The sequence below is a fragment of the Erwinia sp. SLM-02 genome (assembly GCF_037450285.1).
Lineage (GTDB): Bacteria > Pseudomonadota > Gammaproteobacteria > Enterobacterales > Enterobacteriaceae > Erwinia.
This window is the reverse complement of sequence record NZ_JAQISN010000002.1, coordinates 1-19,389: the sequence shown is the minus strand read 5'-3', so window position 1 is coordinate 19,389 and position 19,389 is coordinate 1. Positions and strand designations below refer to the sequence as shown.

Below are 19,389 nucleotides of genomic sequence, written 5' to 3'. Positions count from 1 at the left end.
CGATCAGGAGGTTAAAAAGTGCTGCAGCATGCGGCTGCCGAAATAGGCCATGGTCAGCAGAAACGCACCGCCGCAGTTGAACCAGACAACGCGACGCCCGCGCCAGCCCTCATGATAATGGCCCCACAGCAGGACGATATAGAGGAACCAGGCCAGGAATGACAGTACGGCTTTATCAATATTTTCGCGGCTGAAAAGGTCCGGTAAAAAGAACAGGCCGGTACACAGCACCAGCGTCAGCAGTACGACGCCAATCTGGGTGATATGAAACATTTTCCGCTCGATGGTCATGAGCGGCGGTATGTCAGTGGTAAACGCCAGCCTCTTGGTTTTCAACAGCCAGTCAATCCAGGCCAGCTGCAGCGCGTAAAGAGCCGCAATGATCAGCGTAGCATAGGCAAACAACGCCAGGCCAATATGCACCATCATGCCCGGCGTGGTTTCCAGATGGGTGATAAAGGCATTCGGAACGAAGGTGGCAAACGCCAGATTAATTAACGCAAAGCTGTAAACAATCGGCAGCAGGATCCAGCCACGATTGCGCGAGGCGACAATGGTCATGATCGAGCAGATCAGCAGGCTGACCAGAGAACCGATATTCAGCAGGCTAAGGTTCTGTCCTCCGCCCTGGGAGAAGATACGCTGTTCCAGTGCAACGGCGTGAAACACCAGCGCGACGACGGCAGACAAAACGGCCAGCCTGCGCCAGCTACTATTTTTACGCAGCAGGCTGGGAACAATCAGTGCAAGGCTACATGAATAGGCGAATAGTGCCAGGATCGCAAATACGGACATATTAAGTGTTAGTACCGGCCAGGACTGTTAAAAAAGTCAGTATAGCGCCAGCGGCAGCAGGCTCCAAACGATCTCATCGCATATGGCTGAGATCCCGGCATCTCTGTGTTATAATCCGGCCCATTGTGTCGCCCTGGCGGCCTCTCATTACCGTTAAGCGAGAGACGATGTTTACTAATTTATCCGATCGATTGTCGCAGAGCCTGCGCAATATCAGCGGCCGTGGACGGCTGACAGAAGACAATATTAAAGACACGCTGCGCGAAGTGCGCATGGCGCTGTTGGAAGCCGACGTTGCGCTGCCGGTGGTACGTGAATTTATCAGCCGTGTAAAAGAAAGCGCTGTCGGTCATGATGTGAACAAAAGCCTGACCCCAGGCCAGGAATTCGTCAAGATCGTTAAAAATGAGCTGGTTGCCGCCATGGGAGAGGAGAATAACACTCTGAACCTGGCCGCTCAGCCGCCGGCTGTCGTTTTGATGGCCGGTCTGCAGGGTGCGGGTAAAACCACCAGCGTCGGTAAACTCGGTAAGTTCCTGCGTGAAAAGCACAAGAAAAAGGTATTAGTGGTTTCTGCCGACGTTTATCGCCCGGCGGCGATCAAACAGCTGGAAACCCTGGCGGAACAGGTTGGTGTTGATTTTTGTCCTTCCGACCTCAGCCAGAAGCCGGTTGATATTGTTAAGAATGCTCTGCAGCAGGCGAAGCTGAAATTCTACGACGTTCTGCTGGTGGATACCGCCGGTCGACTGCACGTTGATGAAGCGATGATGGACGAGATCAAGCAGGTCCACGCCGCGATTAACCCGGTTGAAACGCTGTTTGTTGTTGATGCCATGACCGGCCAGGATGCCGCCAATACGGCAAAAGCGTTTAACGAAGCGCTGCCGCTGACCGGTGTGATTCTGACCAAGGTCGACGGTGATGCCCGTGGTGGTGCGGCGCTGTCGATTCGTCACATCACCGGCAAGCCTATCAAATTTATGGGTGTCGGTGAGAAGACCGAAGCCCTTGAGCCGTTCTATCCTGAGCGTATTGCGTCACGCATCCTCGGCATGGGCGACATGCTGTCGCTGATCGAAGATATCGAAAGCAAAGTTGACCGTGCGCAGGCCGAAAAACTGGCCAGCAAGCTGAAGAAGGGCGACGGTTTTGACCTGAACGACTTCCTCGACCAGCTCAAGCAGATGCGTAATATGGGCGGCATGGCCAGCCTGATGGGTAAACTGCCGGGGATGGGCCAGCTGCCGGACAACGTAAAATCGCAGATGGACGATAAAGTCCTGGTGCGTATGGAAGCGATGATTAATTCCATGACGCGTAAAGAGCGCGAGAAGCCTGAGATTATCAAAGGCTCCCGCAAGCGTCGTATTGCAACCGGTTCAGGTATGCAGGTGCAGGACGTTAACCGCTTACTGAAGCAGTTTGACGACATGCAGCGCATGATGAAAAAGATGAAAAAAGGTGGCATGGCGAAGATGATGCGCGGCATGAAAGGTATGATGCCGCCTGGTTTCCCAGGCCGTTAAACAAGCCGGAAAAGCGCTCGGGCGAATTAGGTTGCTTTTTTCGCCAAAATGAGTAAAATTTTCGGGCTTTTTATATTGCACCCGGGCCCCGTTCCCTCAATGGGGCCCGGTTGTTTTATTAACTAAAGAGGATGTTATGGTAACAATTCGTTTGGCACGTCACGGCGCTAAAAAGCGTCCATTCTACCAGGTAGTCGTCACTGACAGCCGTAATGCTCGCAATGGCCGTTTCATTGAGCGCGTTGGTTTCTTCAACCCGATCGCATCTGGTCAGGCTGAAGCACTGCGTCTTGATCTGGACCGCATTGAGCACTGGGTTGGCCAGGGCGCAACTCTGTCCGACCGCGTTGGTGCGCTGGTCAAAGAAGCAAAGAAAGCAGCTTAATCTGTCACGGTGGTCAACATGAGCAAGCAACACAACCAGCCTCCCGCTAACCCGTTAATTCTGGGAAAGATGGGCTCGGCCTACGGTATCCGTGGTTGGCTCAAAGTGTTTTCCTCCACCGAAGACGCCGAAAGCATTTTTGACTATCAGCCGTGGTTTATCCAGCGGGCGGGTCAGTGGCAGCATGTCGAGCTGGAAAGCTGGAAGCGCCACAATCAGGACATGATCATCAAAGTCAAAGGCATTGACGATCGTGATGCTGCAGGTCTGCTGACTAATTGCGAAATTGTCGTGGACTCGGAGCAACTGCCGGAGCTTGACGGTGAATATTACTGGAAAGACCTTATGGGCTGCCAGGTTGTCACCACTGAAGGCTACGAGCTCGGTAAAGTCATCGATATGATGGAAACCGGCTCAAACGACGTTATGGTCGTGAAGGCAAACCTGAAAGATGCATTTGGTGTCCAGGAGCGGTTGATTCCGTTCCTCGATGAACAGGTTATCAAGAATGTCGATCTCACTACGCGTTCTATCACAGTAGATTGGGATCCTGGTTTTTGAACTCCGAACAAAACGGTAATACTCCGGCGCAAAGTATGTGGATTGGCATAATCAGCCTGTTTCCTGAAATGTTTCGCGCAGTTACCGATTACGGAGTAACTGGCCGGGCAGTAAAAAATGGCCTGCTCAGCATTCAGAGCTGGAGTCCTCGTGATTTCGCTCACGATCGTCATCGTACCGTGGATGAACGTCCATACGGCGGCGGTCCGGGAATGCTAATGATGGTTCAGCCCTTACGGGATGCCATTCACGCAGCAAAAGCGGCGGCAGGGGAAGGCGTTAAGGTGATTTATCTTTCACCTCAGGGCCGCAAACTCGATCAAGATGGAGTTTGCGAACTGGCGACCAATCAGAAGTTAATTCTGGTCTGTGGTCGTTATGAAGGGATTGATGAGCGCGTAATCAAAACCGAAATCGATGAAGAATGGTCGATTGGGGATTACGTACTCAGCGGTGGCGAGCTGCCAGCAATGACGCTGATTGACTCGGTTTCCCGGTTTATTCCGGGAGTGCTGGGGAAACAGGCGTCGGCGGAAGAAGATTCGTTTTCTGACGGTTTGCTGGATTGCCCACACTACACCCGCCCTGAAGTGTTAGAAGGGATGGAGGTTCCGCCAGTTCTGCTGTCGGGCAACCATGCCGATATTCGCCGGTGGCGTCTGAAACAGTCGCTGGGCCGTACCTGGCTTAGAAGACCTGAACTTCTGGAAAACCTGGCTCTGACTGTAGAGCAAGCAAAGTTGCTGGCCGAGTTCCAACGGGAACACGCCAGGCAACAAAACGATGAGACGGCTGGACAGGCATAATGCCGGGTTCGCCTTAACTATCAGTTTACCCAGGATAAGAGATTTAATTATGAGCAACATTATCAAGCAACTTGAAGAAGAACAGCTGAAGCAAGACGTACCTTCATTCCGTCCGGGTGATTCCGTGGAAGTGAAAGTATGGGTCGTTGAAGGTGCTAAAAAGCGTCTGCAGGCATTCGAGGGCGTGGTTATCGCTATTCGTAACCGCGGTCTGCACTCTGCATTCACTGTTCGCAAAATTTCCAATGGCGAAGGCGTTGAGCGTGTATTCCAGACTCACTCCCCAGTTATTGACAGCATTACCGTGAAACGTCGCGGTGCTGTGCGTAAAGCTAAACTGTACTACCTGCGTGAGCGTACTGGTAAGTCTGCACGTATCAAAGAACGTCTGGGCGCTTAAGCGACATCTGATAGTTAATAGTAAAAAGGGGTTAGCGTCTGCTAGCCCCTTTTTTTTATGGAAAATTCTCTGCCGACCAGGGCAGAAATAAAAAATTTAATGCCGTTATGCACTGATTTAAAAGCTCATTTAAACAGCGTAGCGAGTATGTTGGTTTAATATCCCCACTGTCGGAACCTTTCCTGATATGAGTAGCCCTTCGACGGGTATTTCGATGAAAATCGCCGCGGCGCTGAGTTCAACGCTGATGATGGCCTGTGTTAAAGACCTCGACGGCAGCATCCCCGTCGGTGAAGTGATTTTCTTCCGATCGTTTATCGCGCTGATCCCTCTGTTTATCTGGCTGTGGTGTCAGGGCAGTATTCTGGACGGCATCAGGACGAAGAACGTTCGCGGGCACTTTGTGCGCGGCCTGGCCGGTACCGGCGGGCTCTACTTTAGTTATCTTTCGCTGATCTATATTTCCCTCGTTGACGTAACGGCGATCAACTATGCCGCTCCGCTGATTACCGTAGTCATGGCGGCGGTTATTCTGCGGGAAAAAGTGAAGTTTTATCGCTGGATAGCCGTTGCTGCCGGGTTTGCCGGCATTCTGGTTATGCTGTCGGGGCACCTGTTCTTTAATCGTGAGGGGGCGTTTACCTCCGTCAGCTGGACCTCCTCCCTGGGAATCATCCTCGCATTAGCGGCCGCGGTGTGTATTGCCGGCGCGTCGATTCAGATCCGCTATCTGAACGGTATTGAAAAGCCGGGAGCGATTGCTTTCTGGTTTGCGGTCATGACCACGCTGACTTCACTGACCACGCTGTGGTTCGGCTGGTCGGTACCGAATACCCGGCAGCTGGTGTTACTCATCAGCTGTGGACTGCTGGGCGGCATTACGCAAATACTGCTGACGTTGAGCCTGCGCTATGCCGATGCTTCACTGCTTGCACCGTTTGATTACACCACGCTGATTTGGTCGGCTATGATCGGTTATCTGTTCTGGGGAAATATGCCGGAGTCGGTAACGCTGATCGGTGCCGCGCTGGTGGTATCAGGGGGAATGATTTCGATGTACTTTGAGCGGCGTAATCGGCGGATCGTGGCTTCGCTGAGTACGGAAAGCTAGGCTCAGCTCAGTACGGAAAGCCAGGCAGGGCTGAGTACGGAATGCCAGGCAAAGCTCAGCACGGAAAGTAAGACTGATTGCAATAACGAGAATAACGGGGCCAGACGCTCTCGTGGCCCTATTTATTTTTATGCGTGCTGGCTGGCCACGCGCAGAAGCTCAACGACCATCGGCGACAGTTCATTACGCAGGGCGGCACGTTCCGACTGGAACAGGGTGGCCATAAAGAACGGATGCCCGGGCAGCTCAATGGCGCGAACATCACCATCAAGATCGTGAGCGCTGATTCGCAGCGAGTGGGACTGCAGCTCGCTGACAAAATCAGCATTCACGCCATAGTTACAGTGGTAGCCTTCCTCAATCTCACGTTTACCGTACAGTCCGGCCAGCCGCGTGTCGGGCTGAATAACGATAGTGCCGGTCTTTTCTACCAGTGAACAGCTCAACGGCGCAATGACCAGGCGCCCGCCGCTGTCGGTTTCGGCATGGCCCGCATCCTTCCAGCCCAGAACGTTGCGGGCATATTCCACCACCGCATACTGAAAGCCGCCGCAGGAGCCCAGAAACGGCAGACTGCTTTCACGCGCATGGCGGATTGCCATAAACGCACCGTCATCATTCAGGTAGGGACTGCCGGGAACCAGCCAGAGGGCATCATATCTGGCCAGCACTGACGGATCGGTAAGGTCCGGCGTTGGTAGCCATTCGGCAGTGACATTGAGATTCAGGGAGTGAGCGGCAAGATCCACCGCCAGAGGAATGGCCTGATGAGCAACCGCCTCGGCGCGGTAATCTCCAATCAGGGCTAAGCGAACGTGAGACGTCATGGCTAATTATCCTGTGCAGGTAAAACAGAATGCTATCGGAGTCGGCCTGGCCTGACAATATTATCTTAACGCTCTTCCGGGGAAGGGCGATGCAGATGATAGATAACGGTGCTGACCGGACCGCTGTCCAGCACGATCAGCCCGTAGCGGATCGCGATAGTCTTCGCCCCCACTTTTTCGGCAACGGTACGGCTGGCGATATTTCTCTCTGCGGCAAGGATCTCAATCACATCAATGTCCGGCTGGCTGAAAGCATGGCTTGCCAGGCGGAGAACCGCATTGCTGGCAATCCCCTGGCGCTGTTCGCTGCTGCGGACCCAGTAGCCCAGGGAGCAGGGGATGAGGGGATTGCTGCTGTAGCGTATACCGGCCCCGCCCAGCAGGCGGCCATCGGCGGCGAACAGACCCAGCTCATTGGCCGTACCCTGCTGGCGCTGTAGCTGAGTCAGGTGAAACCAGAGCCGGGCCTCATCTTCCGTATAATTCTTATGTGCCCATGTCATCCACGGCAGCAGGGTATCCAGTGACTGATTAACCGCCAGCGCGAAGGCCGCTGCATCAGCATCCTCAAATTCCCGCATGATAAATTCCATTCACTCCCCCTGGGTATTGCCTTAATCAATCATTGATAAACGCCAACAATACCATAGTGCGGACGGACCAGAACGGCAGGTGACGGAAAAGACAGGGTTTTTTATTAAATAGCAGGATGTAAATAAATGTTTACTTATGTTGATGGCTGCTTGCTTTGATTTTTAATATATAAATAATTGATTACATTGAACTATATCTAGTGATCGGCGTATTTATAATGCGGGTGGTAATAAAAGTGTACATGCAGGGGTTGAGTAATGTACGCATTGTGATACAGTTCTTTTCAACCTCATTGAGGATCCCTATTAATCGAATTGCCCAGGATTACGATCATGCAAAAAGATGCGCTGAACAACATTCATATCGCTGATGAACAGGTTCTGATTACCCCAGAGGAACTGAAAAAACGTTTCCCGCTGAACGGCGCGCTGGAGCAGCAAATTGCCGCTTCACGCCAGACCATTTCTGACATCATCAACGGTAAAGATCACCGTCTGCTGGTGGTGTGCGGGCCTTGTTCGATTCACGATACGGATGCGGCGCTGGAATACGCACGTCATCTGAAAACCCTGGCGGACCAGGTGGGTGACCAGCTGTACATTGTGATGCGCGTTTACTTTGAAAAGCCGCGTACCACCGTTGGCTGGAAAGGCCTGATTAACGATCCGCACATGGATAACACTTTTGATATGGAAGGTGGCCTGCACATTGCGCGCCAGCTGCTGCTGAACCTGGTTGAAATGGGCCTGCCGCTGGCGACCGAAGCGCTGGATCCGAACAGCCCGCAGTACCTGGGCGATCTGTTCAGCTGGTCCGCTATCGGAGCGCGTACCACCGAGTCGCAGACACACCGTGAAATGGCGTCTGGCCTGTCGATGCCGGTTGGTTTTAAAAACGGCACCGATGGCAGCCTGGGCACCGCCATTAACGCCATGCGCGCCGCAGCGATGCCGCACCGTTTCGTCGGTATTAACCAGGCCGGCCAGGTCTGCCTGCTGCAAACCCAGGGTAACCCGGACGGACACGTGATCCTGCGCGGCGGTAAAAAACCAAACTACGGCCCGGAAGATGTGGCTCAGTGTGAAAAAGAGATGCAGCAGGCGGGACTCCGCCCATCCTTGATGATAGATTGCAGTCACGGCAATTCGAATAAAGATTTCCGCCGCCAGTCGGGCGTAGCTGAATCTGCAGTGGCACAGATCAAAGACGGTAACCGTTCAATTATCGGTCTGATGCTGGAAAGTCACCTTAATGAAGGCAATCAGTCTTCCGAGCAGCCGCGCAGTGAAATGCGCTACGGTGTTTCGGTCACCGATGCCTGCATCAACTGGGAAACGACTGAAAGCCTGCTGCGTGAAATTCATCAGGATCTCAGCGGCGTACTGGCGGCACGTCTGCAGTAAGAGGATTAACGAGTTATGGTGGCTGAACTGACCGCACTGCGCGATCAAATTGATGAAGTGGACAAAGCGCTACTGGATTTGCTGGCTAAACGGCTGGAGCTGGTAGCGGAAGTGGGGGAAGTGAAAAGCCGCTACGGATTACCGATCTATGTACCGGAACGCGAGGCCACCATGCTGGCCTCGCGCCGCAAAGAAGCCGAGCTGCTCGGCGTACCGCCGGATCTGATTGAAGATGTGCTGCGCCGGGTCATGCGTGAATCCTATACCAGTGAAAATGATAAAGGTTTCAAAACGCTAAACCCGGAACTGCGTCCGGTGGTGATTGTCGGTGGTAAAGGGCAGATGGGGCGGCTGTTTGAAAAAATGCTGACCCTTTCGGGCTATCAGGTGAAGATCCTCGACAAAGAGGAACATCATCAGGCGGAAGCTCTGCTGGCCGATGCCGGAATGGTGATTATCAGCGTGCCGATCCATCTGACCGAACAGGTAATCGCCGAACTGCCACCGCTGCCGCAGGACTGCATTCTGGTCGATCTGGCATCGGTGAAAAATAAACCGCTGCAGGCGATGCTGGCCGCACACGGTGGGCCGGTGTTGGGCCTGCACCCGATGTTTGGCCCGGACAGCGGCAGTCTGGCGAAACAGGTGGTGGTATGGTGTGACGGCCGCCAGCCTGAAGCCTATCAGTGGTTCCTGGAACAGATTCAGGTCTGGGGCGCGCGCCTTCATCGCATCAGTGCGGTCGAGCACGACCAGAATATGGCGTTTATTCAGGCGCTGCGCCACTTTGCTACCTTCGCTTATGGCCTGCATCTGGCCGAAGAGAACGTACAGCTGGAACAGCTGCTGGCGCTGTCTTCACCTATCTACCGGCTTGAGCTGGCGATGGTCGGCCGTCTGTTCGCGCAGGACCCGCAGCTTTACGCGGACATCATTATGTCTTCAGAGAGCAACCTGGCGCTGATTAAGCGTTACTACGCGCGGTTTGGCGAGGCGATTAAGCTGCTGGAGCACGGTGACAAGCAGGCGTTTATTGACAGCTTCCGCCGGGTTGAACACTGGTTTGGCGACTACGCGAAGCGCTTCCAGGCCGAGAGCCGAACGCTGCTGCGCCAGGCAAACGACAGCCGGGCCTGATTTTCCGCATTGAGTAAGAAGGACAGCCGTTGAGTGATTACCGGGCACGCTGAGTGAACGGTAATTGCCGCCGGGCTGTCTTTTTTTTGCCTGCCAGCTCTGCTGTTTGTCTCTTCTCGCGCGTCCTACGCCCCCGCCGCGCCAAAACCATACTGGCGTAAAATGGCCTGTGCCTCTTCCGACAGTAAAAAATCACCCAGAGGCTGTGCGCGCGGATCGCAAACCGCAAACCCATAGATGGCTGACGGCTGCCATTCCTGAGGAATACTGACCGTCGCAATCCGGCTGTTGTGCTCTCGCCGATGGCCGTAGCTGCTGTAGCCAATAAAAATATCGGCCTGGTCTGACTCGATAATCCACGAAGCCGCCTGCATACCCGGTGGGATCGCCGGGGAGTGTTCCCCTCCAACCACCATCCGGGCGCGCTGCCTGAGGTTTTCCCCCAGTTCGCTATCCCACAAAGCCAGCCTGTCGAACATCTGCCATGCATAATCACCGCAGGGGTCGCTGCCGGCCGTTGAGGTGGCGATACGCAGTTGCGGATGCTGCAACAGCTGCAGCCAGGAAAGGTTACCGAGCTCCCGGCGTACATTCAGGCACAGTGAGTTGCGGCAAAAGGCGGCGACCTGCAGTGCCCGGCCTGACTGTCGTAGCGCCTGCGGATGCGCCAGATTAGCTGAGGCAAACAGATCGCAGGATTCACCCTGTTCGATGCGCTGCCGGAGCAGACCGGCCGGACCAAACTGCGTTTCAATACCGGGCGGATACTCATTCCGAAAGTGCTCAGCCATCGCCGACCAGACGGGACGCAGGCTTCCGGCGGCCAGCACGCGCAGCGGCTGCATCAGTTGCTGCCGTTGTAGTGTGTGCGGTAAAAGCGCTGATACCAGCTTTCAGCCTGCTGCTGCATGTCGATATCCTTGAATTTTTCGGGATAAAGCTTTTTCGCCATCCACAGTTCGCCCAGCGCCATCGCTTCCGGCATCGGATATCCCCACGCCTTGGCATATTCCGGCATCAGATAAACGCGATGATTTTTTACCGCCTCTAACGCCTGCCAGTTAGGCTGTTGGTAAATCTCTTCCACCACCTGTGGATAACGGTCCTGCACAAAGATCACCTGAGGATCCCAGGCCAGTATCTGCTCCATCGAAACCTGCTTATAGCCTTTTACCGTCGCGGCCGCCACGTTCATCGCTCCGGCGTGGTTCATCATCAGGCCGGTATATTTCCCTGAACCGTAGGTCGTCAGATCGGGGTTCGCCATATACACGCGGATGCGCTGGGCGGCAGGAATGTCCTTCAGGCGGTCGGTGGTTTGCTGACGCAGGCTGAAAGTGGCTTTAATCAGCGCCTCTGCCTGCTGCTGCTGGTTAACCACCGTGCCGATTAAGCGGATTCCGTCTTTCAGACCCTGGTTGTAAGCCTGTTCTTCGTTCTGCAAATCGGGGTTGAGATGGCTCTGTTGCTTATCATCTGCACGCAGCGAGATGGCAATCACGGCAATCCCGAGCTGCTGGATCTGGTCGATCATCTCCTGCGGTGCGTAGTTAGTGACAAACACTACCTGAGGATGCAGAGCAACCAGCTTTTCCAGGTCGACATGAGTCAGATCGCCCAGCATCGGTACTTTGGTCAGTTCAGGCACCAGCCGGGCATAGCTGTCGCCAAGCTGCTGCCGCCAGTTAGCAAGGATCCCCACCATCTTACTGGTGGCGTCCAGCTGGACCAGCAGGTTCAGGGTTTGATGCTGAAGAACAACCACCCGGTCAACCCTGTCCGGGATGGTAACCTGCCTGCCAAGCTGGTCTGTTACCTGACGATCGGCATAAGAGAAAAACGGTACGGATGCGATAAAAATCGCCAGAGTTAAAGATCGGAAGAGATGACGCATACTGAGTTCCTGAAAATCGCTATATACACCATGATATAGCGTCAGGGCTCAGGGGGGAATGCTTCTGTTGTGCTGAATGGAGGTGGCCCGCACCGGCAGGCCACCGGTCACAATCAGAGAGGCTCTACCGCTACGACGTTTTCGCTGGGATAGCAGCCCAGCACTTTCAGCGATCGGGTGATCGGAGCCAGCTCGCGCAGCGCCTGCTGAACCTCTTCTGAGCGCAGATTGCCCTGGAAATCGATGTAAAACATCTCTTCCCACGGGTTACCGTTGATCGGGCGGGACTCCAGTTTGCTCATGGTCAGGTTATGCTGACGCAGCACCAGTAATGCCTCAACCAGTGCACCAGCCTGCTGCCCTGTTGCCATAATCAGCGTCGTTTTCGCCGGGACCTGCATCGAAACATCCACCGGCTTGCGGGCCAGCACGATAAAGCGGGTAATATTCTGTCGCTGGTTGGCGAGATTCCTTTCCAGAACCTGCAGGCCATACAGGTCGCCGCCGGCTTCACTTCCCAGCGCTGCGACCTTAGGTGAATTCATAGCGGCAACTTTTTCCATCGCGGCGGCAGTGCTTTCGGTGTACTCAATTTTCCAGTGCGGATAGCGATGAATAAACTGGCTGCACTGCTGGAATGGCTGCGGATGGCTGTAGACGGTCTCAATCTGCTGGAGATCGGTGCTGCCGGAAACCAGCACGCAGTGGTCGATGGGCAGGGTGATTTCCCCGACGATAGACAGGCTGGTCTGCTGCAGCAGGTCATAGACATCGGTGATGGAGCCGGACGTTGTGTTTTCAATCGGCAGCACGGCGTAATCCGCCTGGCCGGTTTCAACCTGATTGAAGATATCGTGGAATTTCAGGCAGCCGCTTTCGATAAAATTATCAAAATGGCGCGCCGCATAGTGGCGTGAAGCCAGATGCGAGTAGGAACCTTTCGGACCCAGGAAGGCAATACGGGCAGAGTGCGCGTTAGTGTTGTTCAGATGCTTTTGCAGCAGGGCCTGCTGGGTCAGCACCGAATCTTCAATGATCAGCTGGAACAGGCGGGTAATGTAGTGAGCGTCCAGTTTGTGGGTTTTACCCAGCGTAATCAGGTGCTCAAGCAAATCGCGCTCACGATCGATATCGCGCACAGGGCGATGCGTCGCCATTTTAGCCGTGGCAACGTCAATCGCCAGCGCGCGGCGCTGGGCCAGCAGTTGCAGTAGTTCTTCATCCAGCGCGCTGATTTTTCCACGCAGGGCCAGCAAAGGATTCTCGGAGTTCATATCGCTACCTGTCAGATGTCGCTAAAAAAAAAGCCTCCCACTTTCGGGAGGCTTTATTGTTCGTCTTCGCATTCATTCTTACACGACGAATTGCCTCCCAGTCAGGGGAAGGTAAAAAAGAATGCGAAGAAAAACGGGATAAATTTCATTTTTTTGCTCAATTCATTGCAGCGGTCTTGAGGGTTAAAGTAACCGCTGTAATTTCACTCTGTCAATAAAAAACGCGCCCGCAGGCGCGTTATCCGAGATGAGGGGGTTATTCTTCGTCGATCGGGCTAAGATCTTTGACGCTGGCGGCGGCGCGGCGCGCTTCACCTTTATGCTGAACTTTATTCAGCTGGCGCTCGAGTTTATTAATCAACTCGTTGATTGCCGTGTACATATCTTCATGTTTTGCGGTGGCAACCAGCGGGCCGTTAGGCGTGTTGATATTGGCATCGGCAACGAACTCTTTCGGCTCCTTCGAAAGAACAATGTGCGGATTAATCAGATGGGTTTGCCATTTTTCGAGCTTAGAGAGACGGTCTTCGACATGCTGGCGGATAGCCGGAGTAATTTCCATTTGTTTGCTGGTAATGTTCAGAACCATAGTGCTTACCTCTCTGTCATTTCCGTCTTGGTAAGTCCAGCATAGCGCCTAAAACGGTAAAATGTGTGATTTAGATCACATTTTATTGTCACTTTTTGTCAAGAAGGATAAAAGTGTGAAACGGGCTGATAAAAGCGGCCTGGACCCTTGCCGACACGCATTTTCAATGGCATTGTTGATGGGATAACTCGATCGGGAATGTGCCGGAATGGCCGTTTTCAGACATAAAAAAAGGCAGCCAGACGCTGCCTTTTTTTGTGGCCAGGAATCAGGCCTGATTAGCCGCGATGATTTTAGCCACACGCTCAGCTTCAGCGTTCAGCTGTAGCTGGCGATAAGCACTTTCCATCAGCGGTAATGCCGTGCGCGTAGCCTGCGTATCCGGATAATCTTTAAGCATTTGCTCTACACGGTTAACCACAGCGACATAAGCACCGCGTTTAGTGTAGAATTCAGCCACGGATAATTCGTATTTCGCCAGACGATCTTTCAGGAACACCAGGCGCTTACGTGCATCTGTCGCATACTGACTGTTCGGGTAACCGCGCAGTAACTGCGAGAAGTCCTTGAAAGCATCACGCGCATGGGTTGGATCGCGGTCAGAACGGTCAATACCAAAGAATCCCTGCAGCGCACTATCATCTAACGCCATATCCGTCAGGCCACGCATGTAAATGACGTAGTCAATGTTTGGATGGGTGGGGTTGAGGCGCATAAAGCGGTCGATGGCAGCCTGGGCCAGCGGCAAATCGGCATTCTTATAGTATGCGTAGATCAGGTCTAGCTGAACTTGCTGGGAGTAAGGGCCGAATGGATAGCGGTTATCTAGCGCTTCCAGTTGCGTTATTGCTCCTTTAAAGTTACCGTCCTGCAGTTTTTGCTGGGCAGTGGCATAGATCTCGGAAGGCGGGCTGTCAGGCACCACATCCTTGGAGCCGGAACATCCAGCTAATGCCAGGCTCAACGTGGCTGCAGCCACCAGATATTTCATACGCGTCATGACGATTTGATTATCCTCAGAGTGTTATTCAGGAAGCTGTCCGTATAGCTCCCGATAGTGACCAGGTACAATAGCACATTATATTAAACGGCATCGCCGTGAAAACCCAACGTTAACGAAGAAGCTGTGTATGGCACAACAAGTAAAACTCAACGCAACGGTATCCGAATCGCAACTCGGACAACGCTTAGATCAGGCTTTGGCCGAATTGTTCCCTGATTATTCACGTTCTCGCATAAAAGAATGGATTCTTGACCGTCGTGTAACCGTAAACGGCGAAATTATCGACAAACCTAAGGAAAAAGTGCTCGGAAGTGAGCAAATTATCATCGATGCGGAAATCGAAGAAGAGGCAAGGTGGGAAGCGCAGGACATCCCGTTAAGTATTGTCTATGAAGATGACGATATTCTGGTCATTAATAAACCGCGCCATCTTGTCGTCCATCCTGGCGCAGGCAACCCCGATGGCACCGTGCTGAATGCACTGCTGCATCACTTCCCGGCGATCGCTGATGTACCGCGTGCGGGCATCGTTCATCGTCTGGATAAAGACACTACCGGCCTGATGGTCGTGGCGAAAACCGTTCCGGCGCAGACGCACCTGGTTGATTCGCTTCAGCGTCGCGAAATCACCCGCGAGTATGAAGCCGTCGCGATAGGTCGTATGACGGCGGGCGGAACCGTAGACGAGCCGATCAGTCGCCACTCGACTAAACGTACGCACATGGCCGTGCACCCGATGGGGAAACCGGCAACCACCCATTACCGCATTATGGAGCACTTCCGCGCCCATACGCGCCTTCGCCTGCGCCTGGAAACCGGACGTACTCACCAGATCCGTGTGCATATGTCCCATATTACGCACCCGCTGGTGGGCGATCCTCTGTACGGTGGCCGTCCGCGCCCGCCTAAAGGGGCTTCTGAGGCCTTCATCGCCACGCTGCGCGGTTTCGATCGTCAGGCACTGCACGCAACGATGCTGCGTCTCTATCATCCGATTACCGGTATAGAGATGGAATGGCATGCGCCGCTGCCGCAGGATATGGTCGATCTGATCAACGCCCTTAAAGCGGATACCGAAGAATTTAAAGATCAGATGGACTGGTAATGAAGCCCGTTATCCCTGACTGGTCACTTCCCGACGGCGTACGTGCGTGCAGCAGCACGCGCAGCGGTGGCGTCAGCCATGCCCCCTGGAGCAGTCTGAACCTGGGCGCGCACGTGGGCGACGCTCCGCAGCACGTGCAGGCGAACCGGCAGCGTCTGGTGGAGGCGCTGAATCTGCCTTCAATGCCGGTCTGGCTGGAACAGGTACACGGCACGGATGTGCTGCGGCTGGATGGGCAACCCCCGGCCTCAGTGCGGGCGGATGCCGTCTATACGCGGGAGCGTGGGGTGGTGTGTGCTGTGATGACTGCGGACTGTCTGCCGGTGCTTTTTTGCTCGGCGGATGGTCAGGAAGTTGCGGCTGCTCACGCAGGCTGGCGGGGCTTGTGTTCCGGGGTACTCGAAGCGACGCTGGAGACGTTTTCAGCGCCGGCCGGAGAGATTACCGCCTGGCTCGGGCCGGCTATCGGTCCACAGGCATTTGAAGTAGGGCCAGAAGTGCGAGAGGCGTTTTGTGCCGTCGATCCTGCTGCCGGCTCCGCTTTTCGTGCTGCCGGTGAAAAGTTTTATGCCGATCTCTGGATGCTGGCTACCCAGCGTTTAAACGCTGCCGGAGTGCGGAATATCAGGGGTGGCGGTGATTGCACGTATACGCGGGAAGAACAATTTTTCTCCTTCCGACGGGATGGAATCACCGGGCGTATGGCAAGTTTCATCTGGCTGATATAACCTAGCGCCATAAGACGGTCCGGATTGATGTTTTTTTCTCCGAAATGTTCAGGTCATTACCTTGAAAAATTTGAGGGATGACCTCATTTAATCTCCAGTAGCAATTTGACCTGAATGGGGGAAATTATGCGTCTGGATCGTCTTACTAACAAATTTCAGCTGGCTCTGGCTGATGCCCAATCCCTGGCCCTCGGCCGAGATAACCAATTTATCGAACCTCTGCATCTGATGAGCGCCTTGCTCAATCAGGAAGGCGGATCCGTTCGTCCTTTACTGACCGCCGCTGGCGTTGATGTCGCTTCCTTACGCAGCGGTATTGAACAGTCACTCAGCCGTTTACCGCAGGTCGAAGGCACCGATGGCGATGTCCAGCCTTCAGCCGACCTGGTCCGCGTGTTGAATCTGTGCGACAAACTGGCGCAAAAGCGCGCCGACAACTTTATTTCATCGGAATTATTTGTTCTGGCAGCACTCGACTCCCGCGGTTCTCTGGCTGATTTACTCAAATCGGCCGGTGTGACCAGCGACAAGCTGACGAAAGCGATTGACCAGATGCGAGGAGGGGAGAACGTGAACGATCAAGGGGCGGAAGATCAACGCCAGGCATTAAGCAAATACACCATCGATCTGACCGAGCGGGCGGAGAAGGGCAAACTTGACCCGGTCATCGGCCGTGATGAAGAAATTCGCCGTACCATCCAGGTACTGCAGCGTCGTACCAAAAACAACCCGGTGCTGATTGGTGAACCCGGCGTGGGTAAAACCGCCATCGTTGAAGGACTGGCGCAGCGCATCATTAACGGTGAAGTACCGGAAGGGCTGAAAGGCCGCCGCGTGCTGGCGCTGGATATGGGGGCGCTGGTGGCCGGGGCTAAATACCGCGGTGAATTTGAAGAACGTCTGAAAGGCGTGCTGAACGATTTGTCGAAACAGGAAGGCAACGTCATTCTGTTTATCGACGAACTGCACACCATGGTGGGTGCCGGTAAGGCCGACGGCGCGATGGATGCCGGTAATATGCTGAAGCCTGCGCTGGCGCGCGGCGAGCTGCACTGCGTTGGCGCGACAACGCTGGACGAATATCGCCAGTACATTGAGAAAGATGCGGCGCTGGAACGTCGTTTCCAGAAGGTGTTTGTGGCCGAGCCAAGCGTGGAGGATACCATTGCCATCTTGCGCGGTCTGAAAGAGCGCTATGAGCTGCATCACCATGTACAGATTACCGACCCGGCTATCGTCGCGGCGGCGACGCTGTCTCATCGCTATATTGCCGACCGCCAGCTGCCGGACAAAGCTATCGACCTGATCGATGAAGCGGCATCCAGCATTCGCATGCAGATCGACTCCAAGCCGGAAGCGCTCGATCGCCTGGAGCGCCGTATCATTCAGCTGAAGCTGGAACAGCAGGCGCTGAAGAAAGAATCGGACGATGCCAGCATCAAGCGCCTGGAGATGCTGGAAAGCGAGCTTTCGCAGAAAGAGCGTGATTACTCAGAGCTGGAAGAAGAGTGGAAAGCCGAGAAAGCCTCTCTGTCTGGTACTCAGCATATTAAAGCCGAGCTGGAGCAGGCAAGGCTGAATATGGAACAGGCGCGCCGACTGGGTGACCTGGGACAGATGTCTGAGTTGCAGTACGGCAAAATTCCGGAACTGGAGAAACAGCTGGCGGCGGCGACCCAGGCAGAAGGTAAAACCATGCGCCTGCTGCGTAACCGCGTTACCGATGTGGAAATCGCCGACGTGCTGGCGCGCTGGACCGGTATTCCTGTGGCCCGCATGATGGAAGGTGAGCGTGACAAGCTGCTGCGCATGGAGCAGGAACTGCATACGCGGGTGATTGGGCAGAATGAGGCGGTGGAAGCCGTATCAAACGCCATTCGTCGTAGTCGTGCGGGTCTGGCCGATCCGAACCGGCCAATCGGCTCGTTCCTGTTCCTCGGCCCAACCGGGGTGGGTAAAACCGAACTGTGTAAAGCGCTGGCTAACTTTATGTTCGACAGCGACGATGCCATGGTGCGCATTGATATGTCCGAGTTCATGGAGAAACACTCCGTGTCGCGTCTGGTCGGTGCGCCTCCGGGATATGTCGGTTATGAAGAGGGCGGCTACCTGACCGAAGCTGTGCGCCGTCGTCCTTACTCCGTGATCCTGCTGGATGAAGTGGAGAAAGCGCACCCGGATGTTTTCAACATTCTGCTTCAGGTGCTGGACGATGGCCGCCTGACCGACGGACAGGGCAGGACGGTTGATTTCCGCAACACCGTGGTAATCATGACGTCGAACCTCGGTTCCGATCTGATTCAGGAGCGCTTCGGTGCGCTGAGCTATGGGGAAATGAAAGAGCTGGTGTTGTCGGTTGTCAGCCACAGCTTCCGTCCGGAGTTCATTAACCGTATTGACGAACTGGTGGTCTTCCACCCGCTGGGCGAGCAGCACATTGCTTCTATTGCCCGTATCCAGCTGCAGCGTTTGTATCAGCGTCTGGAAGAGCGTGGCTATGAGCTGCATATTTCCGATGCCGCTCTGCAGCAGCTGGGTGAGAACGGTTATGACCCGGTCTACGGTGCACGGCCGTTGAAACGCGCTATCCAACAGCAGATTGAGAACCCGCTGGCACAGCAGATTCTTTCCGGGGCTTTGGTTCCGGGTAAAGTGATAGAAATGGATCTGCAGGATGGTGTCATCGTCGCGCATCAGTAAAGTGCGATTCGTCGGGCAGGCTGCCATGACAGGGCTTTCTGACATTGTCATAATTAAAATGGGCCTTCGGGCCCATTTTTGTTTACTAAATCGGCAAAAAAGAGGCTTTTACTGCAGGTTTGCTTGAAAACTAAGCATGTGAATGTTTTTTTGAAATTAGCCCTTGTCAGCCGCCAGAAAATCCCTATACTGCGCCTCCACTGACACGGAACAACGGCTTACAGGCCAGCGTGTTAGAGGTTCAGGAAGTTGTCTGAACCGCCGGAAAAAACTTCTCAAAAAGAAGTTGACTCCGAAGGAGGAAAGCGTAATATACGCCACCTCGCAGCAGGAAGCCTCGGCACTGACTGCACTGCTCTTTAACAATTTATCAGACAATCTGTGTGGGCACTCGCAGGATTGATATCAACGTCTCCGGACGTAAAAAATATCAAGTCTCACGAGTGAACACATAATGAAATTCATTATGACGTTTTACAGATGAGCATCGCTGAACTTGTTTCAGCAAATCAAGCTTTTAATTGAAGAGTTTGATCATGGCTCAGATT

General features: G+C 54.1%; 20 protein-coding genes and 1 other annotated feature. Of the genes, 11 read left to right on the top strand and 9 right to left on the bottom strand.

The genetic code is table 11. The features are described 5' to 3' along the window. Positions 1–3: 3 nt before the first annotated feature. Entirely contained in the window at positions 4–795 is a 792-nt protein-coding gene (locus PGH32_RS13345; RefSeq protein ID WP_314427817.1) for a cytochrome C assembly family protein, read from the bottom strand. A 167-nt stretch (positions 796–962) separates the two neighbouring features. On the opposite strand from PGH32_RS13345, the gene ffh reads away from it, so the two are divergent. From ffh to PGH32_RS13315, 6 genes are all read left to right on the top strand, one after another. Continuing rightward, positions 963–2,324 (top strand): signal recognition particle protein, encoded by a 1,362-nt coding sequence (gene ffh, locus PGH32_RS13340; protein ID WP_314427815.1) that lies wholly within the window; start codon positions 963–965, stop codon positions 2,322–2,324. 136 nt (positions 2,325–2,460) lie between these two features. Beyond that, the gene (rpsP, locus tag PGH32_RS13335; RefSeq protein WP_105593983.1) at positions 2,461–2,709 is read left to right on the top strand and encodes a 30S ribosomal protein S16; all 249 of its coding nucleotides are present in this window, start codon (positions 2,461–2,463) and stop codon (positions 2,707–2,709) included. 18 nt (positions 2,710–2,727) lie between these two features. After that, complete coding sequence (gene rimM, locus PGH32_RS13330; protein WP_314427811.1) at positions 2,728–3,270, top strand: ribosome maturation factor RimM; 543 nt, start codon at positions 2,728–2,730, stop codon at positions 3,268–3,270. Positions 3,271–3,305: 35 nt separating this feature from the next. Beyond that, complete coding sequence (trmD, locus tag PGH32_RS13325; RefSeq protein WP_105593985.1) at positions 3,306–4,076, top strand: tRNA (guanosine(37)-N1)-methyltransferase TrmD; 771 nt, start codon at positions 3,306–3,308, stop codon at positions 4,074–4,076. A gap of 49 nt (positions 4,077–4,125) precedes the next feature. Beyond that, positions 4,126–4,476, top strand: a complete 351-nt coding sequence (rplS, locus tag PGH32_RS13320; protein ID WP_314427808.1) for a 50S ribosomal protein L19 — start codon at positions 4,126–4,128, stop codon at positions 4,474–4,476. A 187-nt stretch (positions 4,477–4,663) separates the two neighbouring features. Further along, positions 4,664–5,587, top strand: a complete 924-nt coding sequence (locus PGH32_RS13315) for a DMT family transporter (RefSeq protein ID WP_443112779.1) — start codon at positions 4,664–4,666, stop codon at positions 5,585–5,587. A gap of 128 nt (positions 5,588–5,715) precedes the next feature. Here PGH32_RS13315 and PGH32_RS13310 read toward each other — a convergent pair whose 3' ends face one another. Next, positions 5,716–6,414, bottom strand: coding sequence for a CTP synthase C-terminal region-related (seleno)protein (locus tag PGH32_RS13310; RefSeq protein ID WP_314427800.1), 699 nt, complete (start codon positions 6,412–6,414; stop codon positions 5,716–5,718). Between the two features lie 65 nt (positions 6,415–6,479). Then, complete coding sequence (locus PGH32_RS13305) at positions 6,480–7,007, bottom strand: GNAT family N-acetyltransferase (RefSeq protein ID WP_314427797.1); 528 nt, start codon at positions 7,005–7,007, stop codon at positions 6,480–6,482. A 333-nt stretch (positions 7,008–7,340) separates the two neighbouring features. Here PGH32_RS13305 and PGH32_RS13300 point away from each other — a divergent pair, with 333 nt between their 5' ends. Together PGH32_RS13300 and tyrA are read left to right on the top strand one after the other, a co-directional pair. Then, positions 7,341–8,411, top strand: a complete 1,071-nt coding sequence (locus tag PGH32_RS13300; protein WP_314427793.1) for a 3-deoxy-7-phosphoheptulonate synthase — start codon at positions 7,341–7,343, stop codon at positions 8,409–8,411. A gap of 15 nt (positions 8,412–8,426) precedes the next feature. Beyond that, on the top strand, positions 8,427–9,548 hold the full coding sequence (gene tyrA / locus PGH32_RS13295) for a bifunctional chorismate mutase/prephenate dehydrogenase (RefSeq protein WP_314427791.1): 1,122 nt from the start codon (positions 8,427–8,429) through the stop codon (positions 9,546–9,548). A gap of 125 nt (positions 9,549–9,673) precedes the next feature. On the opposite strand, the gene PGH32_RS13290 is transcribed toward tyrA, so the two are convergent. From PGH32_RS13290 to bamD, 6 genes are all read right to left on the bottom strand, one after another. Then, positions 9,674–10,393, bottom strand: a complete 720-nt coding sequence (locus PGH32_RS13290) for a substrate-binding domain-containing protein (protein ID WP_337894295.1) — start codon at positions 10,391–10,393, stop codon at positions 9,674–9,676. Then, positions 10,393–11,442: an ABC transporter substrate-binding protein gene (locus PGH32_RS13285; RefSeq protein ID WP_337894294.1), complete on the bottom strand. Its 1,050-nt coding sequence runs from the start codon at positions 11,440–11,442 to the stop codon at positions 10,393–10,395. Before PGH32_RS13285 ends, PGH32_RS13290 begins: the two co-directional genes overlap by 1 nt. Before the next feature lie 113 nt (positions 11,443–11,555). After that, positions 11,556–12,716: a bifunctional chorismate mutase/prephenate dehydratase gene (pheA, locus tag PGH32_RS13280; protein WP_314427787.1), complete on the bottom strand. Its 1,161-nt coding sequence runs from the start codon at positions 12,714–12,716 to the stop codon at positions 11,556–11,558. A 23-nt stretch (positions 12,717–12,739) separates the two neighbouring features. Further along, positions 12,740–12,866 (bottom strand) — a sequence feature (Phe leader region). Continuing rightward, positions 12,818–12,865 carry a pheA operon leader peptide PheL gene (pheL, locus tag PGH32_RS13275; RefSeq protein ID WP_105594002.1) on the bottom strand — a complete coding sequence of 16 codons (48 nt, stop codon included), beginning with the start codon at positions 12,863–12,865 and terminating at the stop codon, positions 12,818–12,820. (Overlaps the previous feature by 48 nt.) 106 nt (positions 12,867–12,972) lie before the next feature. Beyond that, a complete protein-coding gene (gene raiA / locus PGH32_RS13270; RefSeq protein WP_123330820.1) occupies positions 12,973–13,305 on the bottom strand; it encodes a ribosome-associated translation inhibitor RaiA in 333 nt (110 codons plus the stop codon). Between the two features lie 268 nt (positions 13,306–13,573). Beyond that, positions 13,574–14,305: an outer membrane protein assembly factor BamD gene (gene bamD / locus PGH32_RS13265; RefSeq protein ID WP_314427784.1), complete on the bottom strand. Its 732-nt coding sequence runs from the start codon at positions 14,303–14,305 to the stop codon at positions 13,574–13,576. Positions 14,306–14,435: 130 nt separating this feature from the next. On the opposite strand from bamD, the gene rluD reads away from it, so the two are divergent. From rluD to clpB, 3 genes are all read left to right on the top strand, one after another. After that, positions 14,436–15,413 carry a 23S rRNA pseudouridine(1911/1915/1917) synthase RluD gene (gene rluD / locus PGH32_RS13260; RefSeq protein ID WP_314427782.1) on the top strand — a complete coding sequence of 326 codons (978 nt, stop codon included), beginning with the start codon at positions 14,436–14,438 and terminating at the stop codon, positions 15,411–15,413. Continuing rightward, the gene (gene yfiH, locus PGH32_RS13255) at positions 15,413–16,141 is read left to right on the top strand and encodes a purine nucleoside phosphorylase YfiH (RefSeq protein ID WP_314427779.1); all 729 of its coding nucleotides are present in this window, start codon (positions 15,413–15,415) and stop codon (positions 16,139–16,141) included. Before rluD ends, yfiH begins: the two co-directional genes overlap by 1 nt. A 126-nt stretch (positions 16,142–16,267) precedes the next feature. Further along, positions 16,268–18,841 carry an ATP-dependent chaperone ClpB gene (clpB, locus tag PGH32_RS13250; protein ID WP_314427777.1) on the top strand — a complete coding sequence of 858 codons (2,574 nt, stop codon included), beginning with the start codon at positions 16,268–16,270 and terminating at the stop codon, positions 18,839–18,841. The last annotated feature ends 548 nt before the right edge of the window (positions 18,842–19,389 follow it).

Excerpts from the sequence above, each read along its gene's own strand:
- PGH32_RS13300 (WP_314427793.1), top strand. The coding sequence starts at position 7,341 with ATGCAAAAAGATGCGCTGAACAACATTCATATCGCTGATGAACAGGTT.
- rimM (WP_314427811.1), top strand. The coding sequence starts at position 2,728 with ATGAGCAAGCAACACAACCAGCCTCCCGCTAACCCGTTAATTCTGGGA.
- PGH32_RS13305 (WP_314427797.1), bottom strand. The coding sequence starts at position 7,007 with ATGGAATTTATCATGCGGGAATTTGAGGATGCTGATGCAGCGGCCTTC.
- raiA (WP_123330820.1), bottom strand. The coding sequence starts at position 13,305 with ATGGTTCTGAACATTACCAGCAAACAAATGGAAATTACTCCGGCTATC.
- trmD (WP_105593985.1), top strand. The coding sequence starts at position 3,306 with ATGTGGATTGGCATAATCAGCCTGTTTCCTGAAATGTTTCGCGCAGTT.
- rluD (WP_314427782.1), top strand. The coding sequence starts at position 14,436 with ATGGCACAACAAGTAAAACTCAACGCAACGGTATCCGAATCGCAACTC.
- PGH32_RS13285 (WP_337894294.1), bottom strand. The coding sequence starts at position 11,442 with ATGCGTCATCTCTTCCGATCTTTAACTCTGGCGATTTTTATCGCATCC.
- rplS (WP_314427808.1), top strand. The coding sequence starts at position 4,126 with ATGAGCAACATTATCAAGCAACTTGAAGAAGAACAGCTGAAGCAAGAC.
- PGH32_RS13290 (WP_337894295.1), bottom strand. The coding sequence starts at position 10,393 with ATGCAGCCGCTGCGCGTGCTGGCCGCCGGAAGCCTGCGTCCCGTCTGG.
- rpsP (WP_105593983.1), top strand. The coding sequence starts at position 2,461 with ATGGTAACAATTCGTTTGGCACGTCACGGCGCTAAAAAGCGTCCATTC.
- PGH32_RS13315 (WP_443112779.1), top strand. The coding sequence starts at position 4,664 with ATGAGTAGCCCTTCGACGGGTATTTCGATGAAAATCGCCGCGGCGCTG.
- yfiH (WP_314427779.1), top strand. The coding sequence starts at position 15,413 with ATGAAGCCCGTTATCCCTGACTGGTCACTTCCCGACGGCGTACGTGCG.
- pheA (WP_314427787.1), bottom strand. The coding sequence starts at position 12,716 with ATGAACTCCGAGAATCCTTTGCTGGCCCTGCGTGGAAAAATCAGCGCG.
- bamD (WP_314427784.1), bottom strand. The coding sequence starts at position 14,305 with ATGACGCGTATGAAATATCTGGTGGCTGCAGCCACGTTGAGCCTGGCA.
- PGH32_RS13310 (WP_314427800.1), bottom strand. The coding sequence starts at position 6,414 with ATGACGTCTCACGTTCGCTTAGCCCTGATTGGAGATTACCGCGCCGAG.
- clpB (WP_314427777.1), top strand. The coding sequence starts at position 16,268 with ATGCGTCTGGATCGTCTTACTAACAAATTTCAGCTGGCTCTGGCTGAT.
- tyrA (WP_314427791.1), top strand. The coding sequence starts at position 8,427 with ATGGTGGCTGAACTGACCGCACTGCGCGATCAAATTGATGAAGTGGAC.
- PGH32_RS13345 (WP_314427817.1), bottom strand. The coding sequence starts at position 795 with ATGTCCGTATTTGCGATCCTGGCACTATTCGCCTATTCATGTAGCCTT.
- ffh (WP_314427815.1), top strand. The coding sequence starts at position 963 with ATGTTTACTAATTTATCCGATCGATTGTCGCAGAGCCTGCGCAATATC.